The organism is Pseudonocardia sp. NPDC046786 (assembly GCF_040645415.1).
Classification (GTDB): domain Bacteria; phylum Actinomycetota; class Actinomycetes; order Mycobacteriales; family Pseudonocardiaceae; genus Pseudonocardia; species Pseudonocardia kongjuensis.
Genome location: NZ_JBEYYF010000005.1, coordinates 112,387 through 134,760, shown reverse-complemented (window position 1 = coordinate 134,760; position 22,374 = coordinate 112,387). Strand labels below are relative to the sequence as shown.

The window sequence follows — 22,374 nt, the reverse complement described above, 5'->3', positions numbered from 1 at the left end:
AAACGTTCAGTTCAGTTGGAGGTCCCGATGGGCAGCACCTTCCTCGTCACCGGCGTCAGCAGTGGCCTGGGCCGCGCGATCGCACTGGCCGGCCTGGACGCGGGTCACACGGTTGTCGGAACCGTGCGCCGTGAGTCCGACGCCGAGGCGTTCTCCGCCACGGCCCCCGGGCGTGCGCACGCCCGGCTCCTCGACGTCACCGACGCCGACGCGGTCCTGAGCACCGTCACCGAGGTCGAGCGGACCGTCGGCCCGGTCGACGTCCTGGTCGCGAACGCCGGGTACGGCCACGAGGGCCTGCTCGAGGAGACCTCGATGGCCGAGCTGCGACGCCAGTTCGAGGTGAACGTCTTCGGCGCGGTCGCGGTGATCAAGGCAGTGCTCCCGGGCATGCGCGCCCGCCGCTCCGGGCACATACTCGGGGTCACCTCGATGGGCGGCCTGCGCACCTTCCCCGGGCTCGCCGCCTACCACGGGAGCAAGTACGCCCTGGAGGGCATCCTCGACGCCCTCGCCCGCGAGGTGGCCGGATTCGGCGTGCGGGTCACCGCGATCGAGCCCGGCTCGTTCCGGACCGACTGGGCGGGCCGGTCGATGGTCCGGTCCGAGCGGACGGTGCCCGACTACGACACGTTGATCGAGCCGCGACGGGAGGCCCGCCGCTCGGGCAGCGGCCGCCAGCTCGGCGATCCGGCGAAGGCGGCGGCCGCGGTCCTGCAGGTGGTCGGCTCCGCGAACCCGCCGGTGCACCTGCTCCTCGGGTCGGACGCGGTGGAGCTGGTCGGGCAGGCGCGCGCCGAGATGTCGGCGGAGTTCGCGGAGTGGGAGGCGCTGGCCCGCTCCACCGACTTCCCCGACGGGCACCGGATCCGGTGATCCGCTCGTTCTGCGATGATCGGCCCGATGCCGACCCCACCCGACGACGGGCCGACGGCGACCCGGTCGCAGCGGCCGCGGAGTGTGCGCGCCCGCCGGGCCGTCCTGGACGCGACGGACGAGCTGCTGCGCGCCGGCGGGCTCCCCGCGGCGACCGTCGACGGGATCAGTGCACGCTCCGGGGTGAGCAAGGCGACGATCTACAAGCACTGGCCGAGCCGGACGGCGGTCGCGGCCGAGGCGTTCGGCGAGCGGATGGCCGGCGCACTGCCGCTGCCCGACACCGGCAGCGCGGTCGGTGACCTCACCGCGCAGGTCCGCCGGGTCAGCGAGTTCTACGCCAGCCAGGCGGGCGAGGTGTTCGCGCAGCTGCTCGCCGCCTCGGTGACCGACCCTCAGGGCGCGGAGTACTTCCGCACCTACTTCCTGGCCGGGCGCCGGGCGGCGATCGGCGAGCTCTGGCAGCGCGCGGTGGAGCGCGGCGAGGTGGACGGCTCGATCGACGTCGAGGTCGCCCAGGACGTCCTGTTCGGACCGCTGATCTTCCGGCTGCTCACCGGACACGCCCGGCTCGGGCCCGCCGAGGCCGACGCCATCGCGTCCGCAGCACTCCACGGGCTGCTCCGACGGGGGTCGGAGGCTACCGTCGGAGGATGACCCCGGTGATCGACGACGAGGGCCGCACGGTGCCCGTCCCCGGCGAGGTGCGGCGAGTGGTCTCGCTGGTCCCGTCGCTGACCGAGGCGGTCGAGGTGACCGCCCCCGGGCTCGTGGTCGGCGCGACCGACTGGTGCACCCATCCGGAGGGGCTGGCCGCCGAGCGGGTGCGCGGGACGAAGAACCCGGACGTCGAGCGGGTCCTCGCGCTCGACCCCGATCTGGTGCTCGCCAACCAGGAGGAGAACCGGCTGCCCGACCTGGACGCGCTGCGCGCGGCCGGCGCGGCCGTGTACGTGACCGATATCCGCGACGTCGACGGCGGGCTGACCTCGCTGGGTCGGATGCTCACCGCCTGCGGTCTGGACGAGCCGGGGTGGCTGGGCGAGGCCCGCGAGCTGTGGGCCTCGCTGCAGCCCGCCGAGCCACGCCGGCGCGCGGTCGTGCCGATCTGGCGGAAGCCGTGGATGGCGGCCGGTTCGGACACCTTCACCGGCGCCGTGCTGCACCGGCTCGGTGTCGACAACGTGCTCGCGGGCTCCCCGGAGCGCTACCCGCGCATCGACCCGGACGACCTTCCGCCGCACGATCTCGTCGTGCTGCCCGACGAGCCGTACCTGTTCACCGCCGACGACGGGCCGGAAGCGTTCGACGCGCCATCCGCGCTGGTCAGCGGTCGGCTCCTGACCTGGTACGGCCCGAGTCTGGTCGAGGCGGCCCGGGAGCTCCCCGGCGCGCTCGGGCTGCCGGCCCGCGCCTGACACCCGGCCCGCGCCGGGCACGGCGTGTGCAACGCGGTCGCCGGTCGCCCCGCGGGACGGTCAGCGGTGCTCGGCCCGCAGCAGGTCCGAGCACTTCTCGCCGATCATCATCGTGGTGATGTTCGGGTTGATCGCCGGCAGGAACGGCATCGCCGAGGCGTCCGCGACCCGCAGGTTCCGCACCCCGCGCACCCGCAGCTGCGGGTCGAGCACGGCGTCCGGGTCGCCGTCGACACCCATCCGCGCCGTGCACGCCGGGTGGTAGACGGTGTTGTGGGTCTTGGAGATGTAGTCGGCCAGCTCGTCGTCGGTGACGGCGTCCGGGCCGGGTGCCAGCTCCGCGGCGATCCACTCCTTGAGCACGGGCTGCTCGGCGATCCGCCGGGCCAGCCGGATGCCCTCGGTCATGATCCGCATGTCGTGGCCGTCCGGGTCGGTGAAGTACCGCGGATCGACGCGCGCCCGGTCCCGGAAGTCCCGGGTGCGCAGCCGCACCGTGCCGCGGGACCGGCCGCGGGTGACGTTCGGGGTCAGGCAGAACCCGTTGTCGGTGGTCGGGTAGCCCCAGCGCAGCGTGTTCATGTCGAACGGCACCGAGCCGTAGTGCATCATCAGGTCCGGCCGGTCCAGCCCCGGGCCGGTGCGGTGGAACAGGCCGATCTCCCACCACTGGGTGGACTCGGTGACCATCGGCCGGGCCGCGTCCCAGAAGACCAGGCCCTCCACGTGGTCGTCCAGGTTGGACCCGACGCCCGGCGCGTCCACCCGCACGTCGATGCCGAACTCGCGCAGGTGCCCGGCCGGCCCGATGCCGGAGAGCATGAGCAGCTTCGGGGTGTCGATCGCGCCCGCCGAGAGGACCACCTCGCGATCGGCGTGCACCGCCTCCCGGCCGGGCCCGATCCCGCGCTGGTACTCGACGCCGGTCGCCCGGTCGCCGTCGAACAGCACCTGGGACGCCCAGCAGTCGGTCCGGACCTCCAGGTTCGGCCGCGAGTCCAGGATCGGGTGCAGGTAGGACGCCGACGACGAGGCCCGCGTCCCGTCCGGGAAGGAGTTGATCTGGAAGTAGCCGGCGCCGTCGGTGACCGTGCTGCCCTCGTTGAACCGCACCGTCGGCATCCCGACCGCGGCGGCGGCTTCCAGCACGGCGTTGCCGCAGGGATCGCGCGGTGGGATCTGCATGAGGTTGACCGGGCCGGAGCGGCCGTGGCCCGACCACTCGCCGTCGTTGGTCTCCAGGCGGGCGATCAGCGGCCAGCACTCGTCGGCCGACCAGCCGGTGAGCCCGGACGCGGCCCACTCATCGAGGTCCTCGCGCGGCGTCCAGAACGCGATGCACGAGTTGTGCGACGAGCAGCCGCCGAGCACCTTCGCGCGGGCGTGCCGCATGTGCGAGTTGCCGCGCTCCTGCGGCTCGACCGGGTAGTCCCAGTCGTAGCCGGAGTCGAGCAGGTTCATCCAGTCGGCGAGCCGCAGGATGGCCTGGTCGCCGACGTCGGACGGGCCCGCCTCCAGCAGCAGCACCCGGGTCGACGGGTCCTCGGACAGTCGCGCGGCGACCGCGCAGCCCGCCGAGCCGCCGCCGACGACGACGTAGTCGAAGCGGTCGCTCACTTCTGCTCCCCCTCGGTGCTCCCGGCGAACCAGCGCTGCGGCTCCGGCGCGGTGTTGTGCCAGACGTGCTTGATCTCCTGGTACTCGGCCAGCCCGGTCGGGCCCAGCTCGCGGCCGTTGCCGGAGCGGCCCATGCCGCCCCACTCCGCACCCGGGAAGTACGGGTGGAAGTCGTTGATCCAGACGGTGCCGTGGCGCAGCGCGTTCGCGACCCGGTTGGCCCGCCCCATGTCCTGGGTGAACACGGCACCGGCCAGGCCGTACTCGGTGTCGTTGCCGAGCCGGATCGCCTCGTCCTCGGTGCTGAAACGCTCCACGGTCAGCAGCGGCCCGAAGGTCTCCTCCTTGATCAGCCGGGAGCCCGGGGCCAGGTCGGTGATCACGGTCGGCAGGTAGAAATAGCCGTCCTTGAGCTCCGGGGCGTCCGGCCGGGCGCCGCCGCAGCGGATCGTGGCGCCCTCGGCGCGGGCGGCCGCGACGAAGTCCTCGATCTTGGCCAGGTGCGCGGCGGAGACCAGCGGGCCGACCTCGACACCGTCGGCGAGCCCGTTGCCCAGCCGGATCCGCTGCGCCCGGCGGACGATCTCGTCGACCAGCGCGTCCGCGATCGCGTCCTCGATGATCAGCCGGGCACCGGCCGAGCAGACCTGCCCGGAGTGCAGGAACACCGCGAGCATCGCGTAGTCCACGGCCAGCTCGAAGTCGGTGTCGGCGAAGACGATGTTCGGGTTCTTCCCGCCGAGCTCGACGGCGGTGCGCTTCACCGTCTCCGCCGACGCCCGGATGATCGCCCGGCCCGTGTTCAGCCCGCCGGTGAACGACACCATGTCGACGTCGTCGTGCTCGGTCAGCGGGGCGCCCACCGACGGGCCGTCGCCGAGCACGATGTTGACGACGCCGGGCGGGATGCCGGCCTCGGCGCACAGCTCGACCAGCTTCACCGACGTCAGCGGGGTCACCTCGCTGGGCTTGATCACCATCGTGTTCCCCGCGGCGATCGCCGGGGCGACCTTCCAGGACAGCTGCAGCAGCGGGTAGTTCCACGGCGTGATCAGCGCGCAGACACCGACCGGCTCGTGCACGATCCGGGACACCACGGTGGCGCTGCCGGTGTCCACGATCCGCCCGGCGTCCTTGTCGGCCAGCCCGGCGTAGTAGCGGAAGACCGCGGTGACGTCGTCGACGTCCTGCCTGCCCTCGGCGATCGTCTTCCCGGTGTCCAGGGTCTCGGTGCGGGCGATCTCCTCCCGGTCGCGGACCAGCAGGTCCGCGATCGTGGCGAGGATCGCGCCGCGCTCGGCGGTGGACGTGGCGCGCCACGGCCCGGTGTCGAACGCGCGGCGGGCGGCGGCGACCGCGCGGTCGACGTCGTCCGGCCCGGCCTGGTCGACCTCGGTCACGGTGGACGCGTCGTACGGGTTGATCACCGGAGCGGTCCCGGCGGAGCCGCCGGTCCAGGTTCCGTCAATGTAGAGGCTCGGCACGGGGGGCAGCGTTCACCTGCGGCTGAGCGAACGCAAGCCGGGGTCGGAACCGGATGACCATCCTCACCGGGCGGGTGGGGGTCACGCTTTCCCGGACCGTCCGGGCGGGCGTACCGGCGGCGGCGCGGTTAGGGTTGCGCCATGGGCAACCCGGTGCGGAGTCGCGAGTCCGGGGTGCAGTCCGTCGACCGCGCGATCACCGTCCTGGAGCTCATCGCCGGGCTCGGCGAGGCCGGGGTCAGCGAGCTCGCCGCTGCGCTCGAGGTGCACAAGTCAACGGCGTTCCGGCTGCTCGGGGCGCTGGAGGAGCACGGCCTGGTCGAGCAGATCGGGGACCGCGGCAAGTACCGCCTGGGCTTCGGCCTGATCCCGCTGGCCGGCCGGGTCGCCGAACGGCTGGAGGTCACCACCCAGGGCCGCCCGGTGTGCGACGAGCTGGCGGCCCGGCTCGGCGAGACGGTGAACATCGCGATCCCGGACCGCGGCTTCGCGGTCAACGTCGACCAGGCGCGCGGCCCGGCGATGGTCACGACCTACAACTGGCTCGGCCGGATCACCCCGATGCACAACACCTCCAGCGGCAAGGTGCTGCTCGCGGCGGCCGTCGCCGACGACCCGACGGCGCTGCCCGAGGAGGTCCGGCCGGCCGACCGGAACGCGCTGTCCCGGGAGCTCGCCGAGGTCGCCGCGGCCGGCTACGCGTGGTCGCTGGAGGAGCTGGAGACCGGGCTGAACGCGGTCGCCGCGCCGGTGCGCGACCACAGCGGGACCGTCGTGGCGGCGCTGTCGGTGTCCGGGCCGGCGTACCGGCTCCCGGTCGAGCGGATCGAGGAGATCACCCCGGAGGTGGTCGCCGCCGGGCGCGAGATCAGCCGCCGGATGGGGTTCTGGGAACCGGTCTAGAGCCGCTCGAGCACCGTCGGGAGGTTGCGCTCGATCTCGTCGCCGAGCCGCTCGAACTCTCGGCGCAGGAACGGTACGGCCAGCTTGAGCAGGCCCTTGAAGCGCAGGTCCGCCGTGTAGGTGACGACGCTGCCGCCGTCCGGTGCCGGATCGGTGGGCTCCGCGACGATCTCCACGGTCGCGGTGACCGTGCTGTTCTCCCCGACGAACTCCAGCCGGGAGTCGCTGCGGCCGGCCAGCGTGTAGGTCAGCTCGGTCTCCCGACCGTTGTACACCGCGACCGCCTGCCAGGTGGACCCGACGTCGATCGGGCCGCCGTCGTCGGACCGGGTGCACGTCTTGGTACCGGGGTTCCAGGTCTCGCTGTGTCCGAGATCGGCCAGGTAACCGAGCACGGCACCGGCTGGGGTGGACACCGTCATCACCCGCTGGAAGCCGACCACGTCGCTCCTCTCACCCCGACTCGGACGGCGAAGATGGTCTCACGTCGCGGAACCTTGATCGAGAGTGCCGCCCGGTGCCTGCTCGGCGATCGCGGGCGCGACCCGGTTCCGGCGTTCCGCCGCGCCGACGGGGCCGTCCGGCGCACACTGCGGAACCTCAGCGGGTCGTACCGGACGCCCGCGCCGCGCCCGGGAGGCCGACCGGTGGTACCGATGGACCCGACCGTCACGACCGGGACGGTGTGCGTCGAGCCCGTCCTGCTGATCGCCTCCGCGGAGCGGCTGACCGCGCTCGCCGACGCGCTGGCCGATGCCGCCGCCACGGTGCCCGCGCTGCCGGCGGATCCCGGTTTCGGCTCCGGCACCGCGGCCGCCGAGCTGGAGGCCGACCTGCTCGACGCCGTCCGCGGGCACGCCGAGCGGGCCCGGCACACCGCCGGGGCGGTGCGCGCCGCCGCCGCGGGCTGGCGCGAGGCCGACGAGTCCGCCGCCGCGTCGTTCACCGGCTGATCCGGTGCCGACGCTCACCGAACTGCTGGCCGCCGATCCCGGGGCCTGGCTGCGCCGCAGCCGCTCCTGGGAGGCACTCGCCGACCGGCTCGCGGCCCGCGCCGACGATCTCGGCCGGGCCGGGACCGCCGCGCTGCCCTGCCGCTGGGCCGGCGCGGACGCCGATCGCGCCCGCGAGCAGCAGGACGCGCTGCGCAGCAGGCTGGTCGCCGGCTCCGCGGTCGCCACCCGGGCGGGCGATGTGCTGGGCAGGCACGCCGGCGAGGTGCTCGCCGCGCAGCGCCGGATCGTGGTGGCCGCGCTGGCGGTGCATCCGCTGCTCGACGTCGATCTCGGCGCCGGCACGGTCTCGGTGCCGTCGGTGGTGCGCGGTGCCGCGACCGCGCTGCCGGTCGGTGTGGCCGCGACGGCCGGGCTGCTCATGGTGGAGAGCCTGCGGTTCGGCGCCGCGGTGCGGGCGGCGCTGGCCGACGCGGCCCGCTCGGACGCCGTCGCCACCGCCGCGCTGCACGCGCTGCGCCCGGCGCCCGGCGGCGCACCGGCCGTCGCACCCGTCGGGGTGGGGGCCGCCCGCGCCTGGTGGACCGGCCTGCCCGACGGCGAGCGCGACCGGCTCACCCGGACCCGGCCGGAGCTGGTCGGCGGCACCGATGGGATCCCCCCGGCGGCCCGGGACCGGGCCAACCGGATCCGGCTGGACGCCGAGCGCAGCAGGCTCCGGGCGCACGCCGACCGGCTGCGGCTGCTCGGTGACGACCGCGGGGCGGCCCGCGCCGAGGCCGACCTGGCCGGGCTGGCGGCGGTGCACCACAGGCTGGCCGCGGGCGACGCGCTGCTCCTCGATCTCGCCGGCGGCACCGGGAACGGGCAGGTGGTGCTGGCCGTCGGCGACCCGGAGCGGGCCGCGCACGTCGTCACGCACGTGCCGGGCACCGGGGCGGGCTGGGCCTCGGCCGGGGAGGACCTGCGCCGGATCGACGCCACCCGGGACGCGGCCCGCGCCGCCGGACCGGACGGCGAGGTGGCCGCGGTGCTGTGGACCGGCTACCGCACCCCGGCCGACCTGATGGCCGCCACCGACCCGCGGGAGGCCGCCCGGGCCGCCGCGGACCTGCGCCGGTTCCAGGAGGGGCTGCGCTCCGGGCACGACGGGCCGGTGCACCTGACCGCCGTCGGGCACTCGTACGGCTCGCTGGTGCTGGGCCGGGCCGCCGGGCCCGGGATCGCGGTGGACGACGTGGTGTTCGTCGGCAGCCCCGGGGTCGGGGCCGGGAAGGCCGGCGAGCTCGGGGTGCCGGACGGCCGGGTCTGGGCGACGACCGCGGCAAACGACCCGATCCGGCTGGCTCCCGGCCCCGAGCTGTTCGGCACCTCGAGCGGGTTCGGACCGACCGGGCCGGTGCACGGCGCGGACCCGGCCGGCCCCGGATTCGGCGCGACGGTCTTCGAGTCGGCACCGGGGCCGCTGGGCCGGAGCCTGCACGACGACCCCGCGACACCGACCGACGAGTCGGAATGGGCGTCCGCGCACAGCGCCTACTGGGATCCGGGGACGCCGGCTCTGCACACCATCGGGCGGATCGTCGCGGGCACTGCGAGGGGATGACGCTGAGTGATCGACACGGCGCTCTCAGGGACGCCGATCCGTCCGTCCGGCCGAATGAGCGACCGCTCAAGGAACCAGAAATGGCGCAGGTCACAGATAGTCGTCAGATAGACGGCGACTACCCTCCCACCGGACCGGGCACGGGCAGTAGCATGCGGACGTGACCGAGACCGAGAGCAGACCGGCGCGGCGCACCGGACGCCCCCCGTTGACCGACCGGGCCACGCTGCTCGCAGCCGCCCGTGAGCTCGGCTTCTCCGACCTGACGGTCGGCGCGGTGACCGCCCGGGTCGGCGTCAAGTACTCCACGTTCTACCGGCACTTCCCCAGCCTGGAGTCGCTGGTGGCCGCGCTGGTCGACGATGTCGTGACCGAGGACGTCTTCCCCGACGCGGAGGGCCGCTGGCAGGAGCAGCTGCTCGCGTTCGCCGCCGCGACCTTCGACGTCATGGCCGCGCATCCCGGCCTCGCACCGGCGATGGTCCGGCTGCCCGAGGCGCCCGAGGCGCTGATGGCGGTGATGCAGCGGCTCACCGACCGGCTGCTCGCCGCCGGGCTCAGCGCGGAGGACGCGGTGCTGGCCGCCGGCACCGTGTTCCAGATGGGCATGCACCCCTGGCTCAGCGCGAACGGCCAGGGCGTGGGCGACGTGCGGCGCCGCGACCAGGTGATCGAGTCGGCGCAGCCGTTCGACCCGCAGATCCGCGCGGTCTTCCGCGATCAGATCGACGACCCGCCCCGCAGCTGGACGCTGCGCCGGACCGAGCTGTTCATCGCCGGGCTCGAGACTCGGCTCGCCGACTGACCGACCCTCCGACACGAGAACGCCCGGGGTGTGCGATGCACCCCGGGCGTTTCCGTCTGTGGGAGGTTCTCCCGCTCAGGTGGGCACGACCTGGTCCGCCTGCGGACCCTTCTGCCCCTGCGTGACCTCGAAGGTCACGGCCTGCCCCTCGTCGAGGGTGCGGTATCCGGAGGACTGGATCGCGCTGAAGTGGACGAACAGGTCCTGCCCGCCTCCGTCCGGCGTGATGAACCCGTACCCCTTCTCCGCGTTGAACCACTTGACGGTTCCCTGTGGCATCCGGATGTCTCCTCGCGTCTTGCCGGTACCTACGAGGTGGACCCTAGCCGCCAACACGCCCGAGGGGCACCGGGCGAGAGCATCAAACTCGGGCGCGTCGCGGAGCGATGTCCGCTTCGTCCTGATCTTGACGGGGATGTCAGCCGATCTCCACGTGCGCGCGCACCATCGCACCGTCGTCGGTCAGCCAGCCCTTCCGGTCGGCGTAGGCCAGCATCCCGGCGAAGCCCTCCGCCCAGTCCGCACCGACCCGGCCCTCGGCCATCCTGCGGACCGCGTCGACCCGGACCAGGACGTCGTCGCCGTCGGGCCGGCCCACCTCGTGCCCGGCCAGCGCCGCGGCCAGCGCGTCCGGGCTCATGCCGGCCGGCCGGACCACGTGGAAGGCGGTGAACACCTCCGGCTCGGCCAGCCGGACGTCGGACTCGGTGACTTCTACGAACACGGGACTCCTCAGAGGCGGTAGCTGCGGATCTTGGCGTAGAGGGCGGTCCGGGAAATCCCCAGCTCGCGGGCGGCGGTCGACTTGTTGCCCCCGTGCGCGCCGAGCACGGTGCGGATGACCTGCGCCTCGGCCCGTTCGAGCGGGGTCAGCGCGCGGCGGGCGGCAGCGGCGCGGATCCCGTCCGGCAGCGCGGCGGCGGGCAGCACCGGCCCGGGATCCTCGGCGACGGCGTCCCGGACCGCCCTGGCGAGCTCGGCGAGGTTGCCGGGCCAGTCGTGCCGGCGCAGCGCGGCGAGCGCGTCCGGCGCGAACGACAGTCCCTCGCCGTGCCGGCGCAGCAGCGTGCGGGCCAGTACGGCGATGTCGTCGGGCCTGCTGCGCAGCGACGGCAGCGTGACGGTGCCCGCGCCGATCGCGTCGAGCAGCAGGGCCGCGGCCGGGCCGGGCGGCTCGCCGTCGGCGACGGTGGCGGTCAGCCCGACCGGTGACCGGCCGGCGAGCACCGCGGCGACCACGCGTGCCGCGGCCTCGTCGAGCAGCTCGACGTGCCGCAGCAGCACCGCGCCGTCGGCGAGCGCGGCCCGCAGCCGCCCGATCCAGGCCGTCGTCCCGTCGACGGCGTGCGTGGCGGCGTCCAGCACGGTGTGCGGGCCGAGCGCGCCGGCCAGCACGGTCGCCTTCCCGGTCCCGCTCCCGCCGCGGACCACGACCGGGCCGGTGCCGATCAGCCGGGCGGCGCGGGTGGCCGCGGCCGACCACGGATCGGCCTCCGGTGCGGGGCGGCGGCGCGGCCCGGGGACTGCGGCGTCGGGCTCCCGGCCGGCCACGGTCAGCAGGGCGCCCGCTGTGGTGCCGCCGGAGCGCACCAGACGTACCCGGGCGGTGAGGTCGGCGGGCAGCTCGATCGAGGTCCCGTCCACCACGTCGCTGTGCGGTGAGCGGAGCTCGTCCCAGACGTCGAGCCGGTCCAGGCCGATGTCGGCCGCCTCGGAGTTGGTGATCAGGACGCCGTCACCGACCACCGCGACCGGGCCGCTCCCCCGGCGCTGCTCGGCCAGGAAGGCGTCGAGCAGCAGCCGCTCGCGGACGCTCGCCTGGTCGAGCAGGGCGGCCCGGATCTCCTCGACCAGCTTGCGCACCACCACGGCGAGCAGGTGGTTCGCGTCGCCCGCCCGGCAGGTCACGTTGACCGCGCCGACGGTGCGCCGGGTGACCGGGTGCCGGACCGGGGCGGCGACGCAGGTGACGTCGTGGAAGCGCTGCACGTAGTGCTCGGTGCCGTGCACGACGGCGAGCGTGCCGGTCTCCAGCGCGGTGCCGAGGCCGTTGGTGCCGACGTACTCCTCGCCGAAGCAGAAGCCCTCGATCACCGACAGCTCGTCGAGCGTGCCGCGCAGCATCGGCTCGGACACCCAGCGCCAGATCACGCTGCCGTGCTCGTCGGACAGCGCCAGGCAGGACCGGTCACCGACCAGCAGCCCGGCCATCCCGGTCATGATCGGGACGGCGACCCGGGCGAACGGCGAGTCCGCGTCGGTCTCGACGTAGGGGACGTCGACGTACTCCGGATCGACGCCGCTGAACCGGGAGCGGCGCCAGGACGTGAGGAGGTCGCCGCGCAGCTCCCGCGGTTCCTCGCCGGACTGGAACAGCTCCCAGACGCTCCTGGTCGTCATCGACCCTCCCTTCACCGCTGATCCTCACCCGTACGCCGCCGGGACGCCAGGGCCGGGCCCCTCGGCGGAGGGCCCGGCCCCGGCGCGGGGAGGCCGGTCAGCTCCCGGCCTTCTCCTGCTCGTAGCGCTTGGTCATGATGTCGACGGCGTCGAGCTGGGTCTTCGCGTGCTGCTCACGCGTCGAGGTGGCCCGGTCCTTCGCGGCGAGGGTGCCGGCGGCCTGGCCCTGGAACTCCGGCATCACGTGCTGGGCGATCAGCTCGTAGGACCGCTTGGTGGCCTCCGGGTTCGCCCACTCGTGTCCCAGCAGCAGGAAGGCCCCGAAGCCGCCGGACTGGTCGACGAGCTTCTGCACCTGCGCCTTCGCGTCCTCGACCGTGCCGATCGCACCGATCCCGGCCTCGTTGATGAAGTCGATCATCTCCTTGATGTCGCCGCCCTCGACCGCCATCTGCGGGAACGCGGCGACCTTCTGGAAGTACCGGAACCAGTGCTCGATCCCGTACTCGACCTCCCGGTAGGCCTGCTCGCGGGTCTCGGCGATGTGCATCAGCCCGACCAGGCGCCACTTCGACCGGTCCGGGGCCGGCTGCCCGAAGTGCGCGGCCCGCTCCTCCACCACGCTCCAGTGGTGGGCGAGCGCGTCGAAGCCGTCCTGGGTGAGGGTCGCGCCGATCGAGAGCAGCCCGACGCCGTGCTGCCCGGCCATCCGCGGGCCGGTCGGCGAGGCGACCGCCGCGACCGCGACGTCGAAGCACGGCTGAGTGTAGGGGGCGAGCTGCAGCTGGGCGTCGATCAGCTTGTGCGTGCGGGTCTCGGCGTTGACGACCTCGCCGCGCAGCAGCCGCATGATGATGTCGAGGTTCACCTCGAGCAGCTCGCGGGTGTCGGTCGGGTTCAGCCCGATCATCGCCGAGTCGGTGGGCAGCGAGCCGGGCCCGCAGCCGAGCATCGCGCGGCCGCGGGTGAGGTGGTCGAGCATCACCATGCGGTCGGCCACCCAGAGCGGGTTGTGGTACGAGATCGAGGTGACGCCGGTGCCCAGCTTGATGTTGCGGGTCCGCTCGGCGGCGGCCGCGATGAAGATCTCCGGCGACGCGATGATCTCCGAACCGGCCGAGTGGTGCTCGCCGAACCAGGCCTCGTCGTAGCCGAGCCGGTCCAGGTGCTCGACCAGCTCGAGATCGCGCTGCAGGGCGAGCGTCGGGTTCTGGCCGGGCTGGTGGAACGGGGCCAGGAACGAGCCGAATCGGATTCGGGTCACGGGGGTCCTCCTGAGGAGCTCTCGGGTGCGGCCGTGATCCCGACCGCGCTGTCCGGAGCCTCAGGATGACCCCGGTCACTCCCGCCGAGGTGTACGAAAAGTTGACACCGGGGCGACGGCGCGCGATGCCGCCGTCACCTGCCACGCTCGCGGATCTCGATCCCGGCCGGCGTCGTCGCCCCGGCGAGCCCGCACACCAGGTCCAGCTCGGCGACCACGTTCGCGATCACCTGCGCGACGCCGCGGGCGCCGTCGAGTGCCAGGCCGTGCACGAACGGCCGCCCGAGCAGCACCGCGCGGGCGCCGAGCCGCACCGCGGTCGCGACGTCCGCGCCGGTCCGCACCCCGCTGTCGAGCAGCACCGGCGCGCGGTCCGCGACCGCGCCGACGACGCCGGGCAGCGCGTCCAGCGAGGCGATCGCGTGGTCGACCTGCCGGCCGCCGTGGTTGGACACGATCACCCCGTCGGCGCCGGAGTCGAGTGCGCGGCGGGCGTCGTCGGGGTGCAGGACGCCCTTGACCAGGATCGGCAGCCGGGTGCGTGCGCGCAGCCCGGCCAGGTCGTCCCAGGACAGCCGGGGCCGCGAGTAGACCTGCAGGAACGTCTCGACCGCCGCCCGCGGGACCGGTGAGCGCAGGTTCTCCCAGAACCGGCCGGGCGCGTTGCGGGTGATCTCGAGGAGCGTCCGCACGGCCTGCGGGGTGACCTTCGGCGCCGGCCCGGACCGGGGCCGGGACAGCCGCTCCTGCACCAGCCCGCGGAACACCGGATCGGAGGTGTACTGGGCGATGCCGATCCCGCGGGCGAACGGCAGGTGCCCCAGATCGAGATCGCGCGGCCGCCAGCCGAGCATCGTGGTGTCCAGGGTGACGACGACGGCCTCGCAGCCGGCCGCCTCGGCCCGGCCCAGGAAGCTGTCGACGAGCTCGTCGGAGGTCGACCAGTACAGCTGGAACCAGGTGGGGGCGCCGCCGGCCCGGACGATCTCCTCGGTCGGCGTCCCGGCCTGGTTGCTGATCACCATCGGGACGCCGGCGGCTGCCGCGCCCGCGGCGACCGCCCGGTCGGCGCCGCGCCGGACCAGGTCGAGCGCGCCGATCGGGGCGAGCAGCAGCGGGGCGGGCAGCGTGCGGCCGAACAGCTCGGCCGACAGGTCCCGGTCGCCGACGTCGCGCAGCACCCGCGGCACGATCTCCCGACGGGTGAACGCCTCCCGGTTCGCGCGCACCGTCGTCCCGCCACCCGCGCCGCCGGTGACGTAGGCGTCGGCGCGCCGGCTCATCGCGCGCCTACCGCGGCGTTCCAGCTCGTCCGGGCCGGTCGGGACGCGGGACCGGATGCCGACGACGCCGTCGGAGTAGATCCGTTCCTGCCGCGCCCGTCCCGGTGCCTGCTCCGCCATGTGGCCCCTCCCGCTGATCCGGACGCCCACGTTACGGTCCGGCGGCGGCCGGGGCGCCGAGCCGGACCGGGAGCCGGGTGCGGCCGTGGATGAGCGTGCTGATCCGGTGCGGGCCGGGTGCGCCGGCCGGCGCGAGATCCGGGAAGCGGGACAGCAGGGTGCGGAACGCGATCTCGCCCTCCAGCCGGGCCAGCGGGGCGCCGAGGCAGTGGTGGATGCCGAAGCCGAACGCCAGGTGGCCGGACGGGTCGCGGCCGACGTCGAGCCGGTCGGCGGCCGGCCAGCGGTCCGGGTCGCGGTTCGCCCCGATCAGTGAGACGAGCACGAACGCGTCCGCCGGGATCGTCGTGCCGGAGTACTCGACCGGCTCGGTGGTGAACCGAAAGGTCGCCAGGTTGACCGGCCCGTCGTAGCGCAGCAGCTCCTCGACGGCGGCGGGCACCCGGTCCGGCTCGGCGCGCAGCAGGGCCAGCTGGTCCGGGGCGCGCAGCAGCGCGAGCACCCCGTTGCCGATCAGGTTGACGGTCGTCTCGTGCCCGGCGACGAGCAGCAGGAACGCCATCGCCGTGGTCTCGCCGGGGCTCAGCGAGTCGCCGTCCTCGGCGGCGCGGACGATCTCCGACAGCATGTCGTCGGCGGGGTGCGCCGCCTTGTCGGCGACCAGCTCGGCGAGGTAGGCGGCGGTCGCCGTGCCTGCGGCGGCGCGCTCGTCGTCCCCGGCGTCGGAGAGCAGGGTGTTCGACCAGCCGCGGAACTCGTCCCGGCGGTCCTCGGGGACGCCGAGGATCTCGCAGATGACGGTCATCGGCAGCGGATAGGCGAACTCGTCGAGCAGGTCGACCTCGGGTCCGGCGGCCGCCATCGAGTCGGCGAGCCCGGCGGCGATCTGCTCGATCCGTGGCCGCAGCCGGGCGATCGCGCGCCCGGTGAACGCCCGGCCGACCAGCCGGCGCAGCCGGGTGTGGTCCGGCGGGTCGGCGTTGAGCATGTGCCCGACCAGCGACTCGGCGATCGCCCGGGCGGGCGGGCCGGACTCCTGGCGGCTCAGCAGCTCGGGGATCCGGCGGGCGTCCTTGGCCAGCCGCGGGTCGTTGAGCGCGGCCCGGGCGTCGGCGTAGCGGGTGATCATCCAGAACGGCAGGCCGTTCGGGCCGACCGCCCGGGCGACCGGCCGCTCGGCGCGCAGCTCGCGGTAGAGCCGGTCCGGGTCCTCGAAGAAGGTCTCGTCGAGCACCAGCGGCTCGCCGGCGTCGGTCTCGGTGGCGTGTGTCATCTCGGTCCCCCCGGCTGTCGCGGCGGACCGCCGGCGCGGGCCGCACCCCCGAGCGTGGCACAGGGCGCGGCGCGCGTCCTCCGGGTTCGGCGCGCGGGTCCGGCGCGGGCCGTGCGGGGGGGGTTCAGCGACCGACGGCGGCCGGGCGCACCCGGACCAGCTGGGCGATCAGCGCCAGCACCGGCAGCTCCAGCAGCGGCCCGACGACAAGCGCGACCGCGATCAGCGGCCGGTCCGGGAACGCGGCGACCGCGACCGCCAGCGCGATCGGCGAGTTCCGCGCGGTGGTCACCATCGTGAGGGTGACCCGCTGGTCGGCGGGCAGCCGCAGCAGCCGGGCGGCGCCGGTCGCGAGCAGCGGCAGCAGCACGAAGAAGACCGCCAGCGGCGCGAGCAGGGCGAGCAGGTCGCCGGCGTGCGCGACGACGGTGCGCGCCTGCCAGGCGAACATCGCCAGCACCGCCAGGTACAGCATCGGCAGCACCAGCCGGGACGCCGGCGCGACCACCGTCCGGTCCCGCCAGGCGGCGCCCCGGCGGCGGGTGGCGAGCACCCGCAGTCCGGTCGCCACCAGCAGCGGGACGACGAGCACCAGCAGCACCGACTCGGCCAGCGTGCCGGCCTCGACCATCGCCGCCTGCCCGCCGAGCAGCAGCACGTACACCGGCAGCAGCGCGAGCTGCAGCACCAGGTTCACCGGGAGCAGCGCCGCGGCGATCCCGGTGTGCCCGCGGGCCATCGCGGTGAAGATCAGGTACCAGTCGGTGCACGGGGTCACCAGGAGCAGCAGCAGGCCGATCCGCAGGTCCGGCTGGTCCCCGAGCAGCCCGGCGCCGAGCGCCCAGGCCAGCAGCGGGGTGACCACGAAGTTGAGCAGCAGGCTGACCGCGACCACCGATCCGGCCCGGCGCACCTCCCCGACGTGGCCGGCGTCCATCTGCACGAAGACGGCGGTGACCATGACCAGCAGCGCGGGCAGCACGACGTGCCCGGCGACGTCGCCGACCGGGAGCAGCAGGCCCAGCCCGAGCCCGGCCAGCGCGGCGAGCGTGACCAGCACGCTCTGCAGCCGCTCGGCGAGTGACACCGGTTGCTACTCCTCTGGTCAGCGGGGCGGGTGGCGCTGCGGGACGGTCCCGAGGGCCAGTCCGGCGGCGAGCAGGGCGGCGGCGCCGAGCAGCACGAAGACCTGAGGGTAACCGCCGAGCGGTCCGGCGAGCGCCGAGCCGGCCCACGGCGAGACCGCGACGGCGACCATCACCGGCGCCGACGCGATCCCGTTGAGCCGCCCGTAGACCCGCGGGTGCCAGCGGTCGGCCAGCGCGGTGGCCTGCAGCAGGGTGAACATCCCGCGGGCGGCGCCGGCGAGCACCGCCGCGGCGACGAGCGCCCAGGCCGGGCCGGGCAGGGCGGCGAGCAGGACGGTGGTCGCGGCCAGCACGGCCATCAGCCAGGACGTCCGGCCGCGGACGCCACTGTGCCGCGCCAGCAGCGGGTAGCCGAGGCGGCCCAGCACCTGCCCCAGGCCGCCGAGGCCCAGCGCCCAGGCCGCGAGCCCGGTGGACAGGTCGCGGTCGAGCAGCAGCGGGACCTGGTTGACCGCGACCGCGAACGAGGTGAAGGCACCGAGCGTCACCGTGACCGTGGTCAGTACGAACGCCCTGCTGCGCAGGATCCGGGACGGGTCGTCGTCGGGCGGGGCGACGGCGGCGCCGGCCGGCGCGGGATCGGCGACCGGATCGGGCCACCGCCCGCGCAGCCCGAACAGGTGCGCCGGGACGCACACCGCGGCCAGGATCGCGGCCAGCACCAGGTAGCTGCCGCGCCAGCCGAACGGCTCCAGCAGCGCCGCGGACAGCGGAGCGAACACGGTGCTGGCCAGCCCGGCGACCAGGGTGAGCCCGGTCAGCGCGCGCACCCGGTCCGGGCCCCACCAGCGGGTCAGCGCCGCGAACGCGGGCGGGTACAGCGTCGCGGCCTGGGCGACCCCGGCGAGCAGCCAGGCGGCGACGAAGGCCGGGTACGACCCGGCGGTGGCGATCAGCGCCACCGCGGGGACGGCGACGGCCGAGCCGGCGGTCATCACCCAGCGGGGGCCGTGCCGGTCCAGCAGCCGCCCGACCGGGATCCCGACCGCCGCCGACACGAGCAGGCCGGCGGAGAACGCCGCGGTGACCGCCGGGACCGACCAGCCGGTGTCCGCGGCGATCGACGGTGCGAGCACCGGGAAGGCGTAGTACAGCACCCCCCAGCTGGTGATCTCGGTGATGCACAGGACCAGCAGCACGCGTCGTCGCCCGCGCCGGGACAGCCCGTCCATCCGGGTCACGATGCCCGGGTGGCGCACGGGCCGCACGACCGGCACCGATCCCGCGCCGAGATGCGGCTCAGCGCGCCGTTCCGCGCCTCGACGCCCCGTGTGCTGCATCTCGGCGGTCGCGGAGTGGCGGCCGATAGGCTCCGCCGGTGCTCGGGTACGACGCGCCGCTGCCGCACCGGCCGCGCCGGGTCGCCGTCGCCGGGGTGTCGGGATCGGGCAAGACCACCCTCGCGGCCCGGATCGCGGCACTCACCGGTGGACCGCACACCGACATCGACGGGCTCTTCCACGGCCCGGGTTGGACGCCGCGGGAGTCGTTCCTCGACGACGTCCGCGACCTGCTGGCCGGTGACGCCTGGACCACGGAGTGGCAGTACCGGACCGCGCGGCCGCTGATCGCATAGCGCGCGGACCTGATGGTGTGGCTCGACCTGCCGTTCTGGACGACGACGTTCCCGCGGGTCGTGCGCCGGACCCTGCGCCGCCGACGGCATCGCACCGTGTTGTGGAACGGGAATGTCGAGCCGCCGTTGCGGACGCTGTTCACCGATTCCGAGCACATTCTCCGGTGGGCCGTCTCCACCCGGGGCAAATACACCGATCAGGTCCCGGGGGTGGCCCGGGAGCTGCCGTCGCTCACCGTCGTCCGCCTGCGTTCGGCGGGCCAGGTGGAACGGTGGGTCGACGGCCCGCTCCGGAATGCGGTGAATGGGCACCGGGAATGAACCCGTGAATGCGCGGACGCCCCACCTCGGGTGAGGTGGGGCGTCCACCGATCCGGAGGCAACTTCCCGGGACGAATGGATCCGGGCCGCCCGTCCCGGTGCGGCGGAGCTTGACCGTGCCGTAGCGGCATCCTGTCTGCTGTCGCCGGGCAACGAGCTCGACAGAGGAGCGACAGATGTACGACATCATCGTCGTCGGTGCGGGATCCGCCGGAGCGGCGGTCGCAGCACGACTCACCGAGGACCCCGACCGGCGGGTGCTGCTGCTGGAGGCGGGCCCGGACTACCGCTCGGCCGAGGCGTCGGAGGAGCTGCGCAGCGTCGAACCGGGCAGGATCGGGCTGACCGTCCAGCTGGCGGCCACCCACACCTTCCCGGACCTGACGGCCACCCGGTCGTCGGCGCAGGAGCCGCGGCCCTACATCCGGGGGCGCGGGGTGGGCGGGAGCTCCGCGGTCAACGGCCTGTTCGCGATCCGCGGCACGGTCGAGGACTTCGACGGTTGGGCCGCGCACGGCGCCACCGGCTGGGGCTACGACGACGTCCTGCCGCTGCTCAACCGGCTGGAGAACGACCAGGACTTCGCCGGCGAGCGCTATCACGGCGGCGACGGGCCGATCCCGGTCGTCCGGCCGAAGCGGGAGAACCTCGCCACCGTGGAGGCCGCCGTCGACCGGATCACCGAGCGGCTCGGCCACCCGTGGGCGCCGGACCACAACGCCCCCGGCTCGACCGGCGTGTCCCCGTACGCCTACAACAGCTTCGGCACCGAACGCGTCTCGACCAACGACGGGTACCTCGAACCGGCCCGCGACCGGCCCGGCCTGCACGTCCTGGGCGACGCGCTGGTCGACCGGGTGCTGTTCGACGGCGGTCGCACCGTCGGCGTGCGCGCGATCGTCGACGGCGAGCCGACCGAGTTCCGGGCCGCCGAGGTCGTGCTGTCCGCCGGGGCGCTCCACTCCCCCGCGATCCTGCAGCGCTCCGGCATCGGCCCCGCATCGGAGCTGCGGGAGCTGGGCATCGAGGTCGTCGCGGACCTCCCGGTCGGACACGGCCTGCAGGACCATCCCGGCATCATGCTGGCACTCGGACTGAACGAGGAGGCCGACTACCGGGGGCTGCCCGAGCGCGGCCAGCTCTGCGTGCGGTTCACCACCGGGATCGGCGACGAGCCCAACGACGCGATGCTGGCCACGCCGGGCGCGCTCGGCATCGGGCTCCCGATGGCCGGGATCCTCGGCTGGGCGAACCGGGTCACCTCCACCGGCCACGTGCGGATCACCGGCACCGACCCGGCGCTCGACCCCGCGGTCGATCTCGACATGCTGTCCACTCCGGACGACCTGCGCCGGTTCCGGGCCGTCGTCGACGAGCTGCGCACCATCGCCGCCCAGCCGGAGCTGCAGAAGATCGCCGGCTTCATCGCGCTCGGGACCGAGCTCGTCGCACCCGACACCGTCATGTCGGACAGCGAGTTCGCCCGGTTCGCGCTCGCCAACGTGACCGACACCGTGCACGCGTCCGGCTCCTGCCGGATGGGCTCCCCGGACGACCCGGCCGTCGTGGTCGACCCGGCCGGCCGGGTGCTCGGCGTCGACGGCCTGCGGGTCGCCGACGCGTCGGTGTTCCCGTGGGTGACCCGGGCCAACACGCACCTGACCGCCGTCCTCGTCGGCGAGAAGATCGCCGACTCGATCCGCCACGGGAGCACCACATGACCGACACCGTCCGCGAGCTCGTCGGCGGCACGATCGCGGTGCCGGGCGTGGAGCTGGCGACCGTCCTCACCGATCCGGACACCGGCGCGCCGCTGTACCCGCAGCGCGCCAGCACGCCGGAGCGCGTCGAGGAGGCGATCGCGACGGCGTGGGCCGTGCACACCGACGGCGCCTGGTCCGAGCTGCCCCGCAAGGAGCGCGCCGACGCGGTACGCGCCCTGCAGGCCGAGCTCGCCGCGCGGGCCCCCGAACTGGGACTCGCCGACAGCCTGGACACCGGGGTGCCGCAGGCGATCACGCCGCTGTTCATCGGTGCGGTGACCGGCCTGCTGGAGTCCGCCGCGAGCCGGATCGAGGACGGCTTCGGGCACGTCGAGCTGACGTCCTCGGCCGGTGGCTGGGACCGCTGGCAGCTCCCGTGGGGCCCGGCGGCGATCTTCCTGCCGTGGAACGCGCCGACCGCCACCGCGATCGTGAAGATCGCCGAGGCGCTGGTCGCCGGGTGCCCGGTCGTGCTCAAGCCCTCGGAGTGGGCGCCGCACCTCTCCGGCCCGTTCGCCGAGGCGGTGCTCGCCGCGCTGCCGCCGGGCGTCGTGCAGATCGTGCACGGCGATCGCGTGATCGGTGCCTCGATCGTCGAGGACGCGCGGATCGCCGCCGTCTCCTACACCGGCGGCGTCGAGGGCGGGCGGGCCGTCGGGCAGGCGTGCGCCCGGAACTTCACCCCGGCCGATCTGGAGTTGTCGGGCAACAACCCGGTCGTCGTGCTGCCCGACGCGCAGCCGGGCACCGTCGTCGAGCACGTCGTGCCGGGCATGCTGCTGCTGAACGGGCAGTGGTGCGCCGGGCCGCGCCGGCTCGTCGTCCCGCAGTCCCGGCTCGACGACTACCTCGCCGCGCTCGCGGCCGCCCTCGACGCGCTGCCGATCGGCCCGACCACCGACCCGGGCACCGTGCTGGGCCCGCTCGGCCACGGGCCGCACCGCCGCCGGGTGGAGGAGCAGCTCGACGCGTTCGCCGCCCGCGGCTGCGAGGTGCGGCGCTACGGCACGCTCCCGGAGGCGGGCGGGCACTTCGCGGCGGCCGCCGTGGTGCTCGCCGACGAGGCGCCGGAGCTGACCGAGGAGGTGTTCGGGCCGGTGCTCGTGGTGCGGACCTACCGCGACGTCGACGAGGCGGTCCGGATCGCGAACGACCACCCGTACGGCCTGAGCGGCTACGTCTTCGGCGACGACCGGGACGCCGCCCGCGCGGTCGGGCGCCGCGTGCGCGCCGGGCTGGTGACGCTGAACGCGGTGCTCGCCGGGCCGCCCGACATCTCCCGGGTGGGGGGCATGTGGGGGTCGAGCGGCATCGGGATCGCCGGGCTCGGGCAGGGCGCCTCGTTCTTCAGCGGTCACCGATCCGTCGGCTGAGCGCCCGGCGCGGGCGCCGTGCCGCATCAGCGCGGGCGCCGTGCCTGCGCACCGCGGATCCGCGCGCGTACGCGACGGATCTGCGCCCTCGAACGGGATCGGCGCGTTCGCACGGGTTCGGCATGGGGGAACGTGTGCCTGCTGATGAACTCCTGGTCCGGCGCGCCCGAGCGGCGCACCCCCCGGCCTGC

At 74.7% G+C, this 22,374-nt stretch carries 22 protein-coding genes; 11 read left to right on the top strand and 11 right to left on the bottom strand.

Annotated features, from left to right (window positions below; all coding sequences use genetic code 11):
* Positions 1-27 precede the first annotated feature (27 nt).
* Genes ABZ881_RS08080 through ABZ881_RS08070 form a run of 3 tightly spaced genes read left to right on the top strand, consistent with a single transcriptional unit; the run spans position 28 to position 2,294 of the window.
* Positions 28-876 carry an oxidoreductase gene (locus ABZ881_RS08080; protein ID WP_358482796.1) on the top strand — a complete coding sequence of 283 codons (849 nt, stop codon included), beginning with the start codon at positions 28-30 and terminating at the stop codon, positions 874-876.
* Between the two features lie 27 nt (positions 877-903).
* The gene (locus ABZ881_RS08075) at positions 904-1,533 is read left to right on the top strand and encodes a TetR/AcrR family transcriptional regulator (RefSeq protein WP_358482794.1); all 630 of its coding nucleotides are present in this window, start codon (positions 904-906) and stop codon (positions 1,531-1,533) included.
* Complete coding sequence (locus ABZ881_RS08070) at positions 1,530-2,294, top strand: helical backbone metal receptor (protein ID WP_358482792.1); 765 nt, start codon at positions 1,530-1,532, stop codon at positions 2,292-2,294. The genes ABZ881_RS08075 and ABZ881_RS08070 overlap by 4 nt, the downstream gene beginning before the upstream one ends.
* 60 nt (positions 2,295-2,354) lie before the next feature.
* Here the strand turns inward: ABZ881_RS08070 and ABZ881_RS08065 are convergent, their stop codons facing one another.
* Complete coding sequence (locus tag ABZ881_RS08065; RefSeq protein WP_358482790.1) at positions 2,355-3,911, bottom strand: GMC family oxidoreductase N-terminal domain-containing protein; 1,557 nt, start codon at positions 3,909-3,911, stop codon at positions 2,355-2,357.
* Positions 3,908-5,395 carry an aldehyde dehydrogenase family protein gene (locus tag ABZ881_RS08060; RefSeq protein ID WP_358482789.1) on the bottom strand — a complete coding sequence of 496 codons (1,488 nt, stop codon included), beginning with the start codon at positions 5,393-5,395 and terminating at the stop codon, positions 3,908-3,910. Before ABZ881_RS08060 ends, ABZ881_RS08065 begins: the two co-directional genes overlap by 4 nt.
* Before the next feature lie 141 nt (positions 5,396-5,536).
* On the opposite strand from ABZ881_RS08060, the gene ABZ881_RS08055 reads away from it, so the two are divergent.
* Entirely contained in the window at positions 5,537-6,298 is a 762-nt protein-coding gene (locus tag ABZ881_RS08055) for an IclR family transcriptional regulator (protein ID WP_358482787.1), read from the top strand.
* Here the strand turns inward: ABZ881_RS08055 and ABZ881_RS08050 are convergent.
* Entirely contained in the window at positions 6,295-6,741 is a 447-nt protein-coding gene (locus tag ABZ881_RS08050) for an SRPBCC family protein (protein ID WP_358482785.1), read from the bottom strand. The genes ABZ881_RS08055 and ABZ881_RS08050 overlap by 4 nt on opposite strands.
* Before the next feature lie 213 nt (positions 6,742-6,954).
* On the opposite strand from ABZ881_RS08050, the gene ABZ881_RS08045 reads away from it, so the two are divergent.
* The 3 genes from ABZ881_RS08045 (at position 6,955) to ABZ881_RS08035 (ending at position 9,662) form a co-directional block, all read left to right on the top strand.
* A complete protein-coding gene (locus ABZ881_RS08045) occupies positions 6,955-7,251 on the top strand; it encodes a hypothetical protein (RefSeq protein WP_358482784.1) in 297 nt (98 codons plus the stop codon).
* Positions 7,252-7,255: 4 nt separating this feature from the next.
* Positions 7,256-8,857 (top strand): alpha/beta hydrolase, encoded by a 1,602-nt coding sequence (locus ABZ881_RS08040; RefSeq protein ID WP_358482782.1) that lies wholly within the window; start codon positions 7,256-7,258, stop codon positions 8,855-8,857.
* A 160-nt stretch (positions 8,858-9,017) separates the two neighbouring features.
* Positions 9,018-9,662, top strand: a complete 645-nt coding sequence (locus ABZ881_RS08035) for a TetR/AcrR family transcriptional regulator (protein WP_358482779.1) — start codon at positions 9,018-9,020, stop codon at positions 9,660-9,662.
* A 75-nt stretch (positions 9,663-9,737) separates the two neighbouring features.
* Here the strand turns inward: ABZ881_RS08035 and ABZ881_RS08030 are convergent, their stop codons facing one another.
* From ABZ881_RS08030 to ABZ881_RS07995, 8 genes are all read right to left on the bottom strand, one after another.
* Positions 9,738-9,941 carry a cold-shock protein gene (locus tag ABZ881_RS08030; protein WP_344020079.1) on the bottom strand — a complete coding sequence of 68 codons (204 nt, stop codon included), beginning with the start codon at positions 9,939-9,941 and terminating at the stop codon, positions 9,738-9,740.
* 139 nt (positions 9,942-10,080) lie between these two features.
* Positions 10,081-10,386, bottom strand: a complete 306-nt coding sequence (locus ABZ881_RS08025) for a hypothetical protein (protein WP_344020081.1) — start codon at positions 10,384-10,386, stop codon at positions 10,081-10,083.
* 8 nt (positions 10,387-10,394) lie between these two features.
* A complete protein-coding gene (locus ABZ881_RS08020) occupies positions 10,395-12,062 on the bottom strand; it encodes a helix-turn-helix domain-containing protein (protein ID WP_358482777.1) in 1,668 nt (555 codons plus the stop codon).
* A gap of 97 nt (positions 12,063-12,159) precedes the next feature.
* On the bottom strand, positions 12,160-13,326 hold the full coding sequence (locus tag ABZ881_RS08015; protein ID WP_358482775.1) for an LLM class flavin-dependent oxidoreductase: 1,167 nt from the start codon (positions 13,324-13,326) through the stop codon (positions 12,160-12,162).
* A 134-nt stretch (positions 13,327-13,460) separates the two neighbouring features.
* The gene (locus ABZ881_RS08010; protein ID WP_358482774.1) at positions 13,461-14,729 is read right to left on the bottom strand and encodes an alpha-hydroxy-acid oxidizing protein; all 1,269 of its coding nucleotides are present in this window, start codon (positions 14,727-14,729) and stop codon (positions 13,461-13,463) included.
* Positions 14,730-14,760: 31 nt separating this feature from the next.
* Positions 14,761-16,002: a cytochrome P450 gene (locus ABZ881_RS08005; protein WP_358482772.1), complete on the bottom strand. Its 1,242-nt coding sequence runs from the start codon at positions 16,000-16,002 to the stop codon at positions 14,761-14,763.
* Positions 16,003-16,126: 124 nt separating this feature from the next.
* Positions 16,127-17,089 (bottom strand): arsenic resistance protein, encoded by a 963-nt coding sequence (locus ABZ881_RS08000; RefSeq protein ID WP_358482770.1) that lies wholly within the window; start codon positions 17,087-17,089, stop codon positions 16,127-16,129.
* 18 nt (positions 17,090-17,107) lie between these two features.
* On the bottom strand, positions 17,108-18,322 hold the full coding sequence (locus tag ABZ881_RS07995) for an MFS transporter (RefSeq protein WP_358482768.1): 1,215 nt from the start codon (positions 18,320-18,322) through the stop codon (positions 17,108-17,110).
* 146 nt (positions 18,323-18,468) lie between these two features.
* Between ABZ881_RS07995 and ABZ881_RS07990 the strand changes: the two genes are divergently transcribed.
* The 4 genes from ABZ881_RS07990 (at position 18,469) to ABZ881_RS07975 (ending at position 22,183) form a co-directional block, all read left to right on the top strand.
* Entirely contained in the window at positions 18,469-18,726 is a 258-nt protein-coding gene (locus ABZ881_RS07990) for a hypothetical protein (protein WP_358482766.1), read from the top strand.
* Between the two features lie 15 nt (positions 18,727-18,741).
* Positions 18,742-19,047, top strand: coding sequence for a hypothetical protein (locus ABZ881_RS07985; RefSeq protein ID WP_358482764.1), 306 nt, complete (start codon positions 18,742-18,744; stop codon positions 19,045-19,047).
* Positions 19,048-19,223: 176 nt separating this feature from the next.
* A complete protein-coding gene (locus ABZ881_RS07980) occupies positions 19,224-20,768 on the top strand; it encodes a GMC family oxidoreductase N-terminal domain-containing protein (protein ID WP_358482761.1) in 1,545 nt (514 codons plus the stop codon).
* The gene (locus ABZ881_RS07975) at positions 20,765-22,183 is read left to right on the top strand and encodes an aldehyde dehydrogenase family protein (RefSeq protein ID WP_358482759.1); all 1,419 of its coding nucleotides are present in this window, start codon (positions 20,765-20,767) and stop codon (positions 22,181-22,183) included. The genes ABZ881_RS07980 and ABZ881_RS07975 overlap by 4 nt, the downstream gene beginning before the upstream one ends.
* The last annotated feature ends 191 nt before the right edge of the window (positions 22,184-22,374 follow it).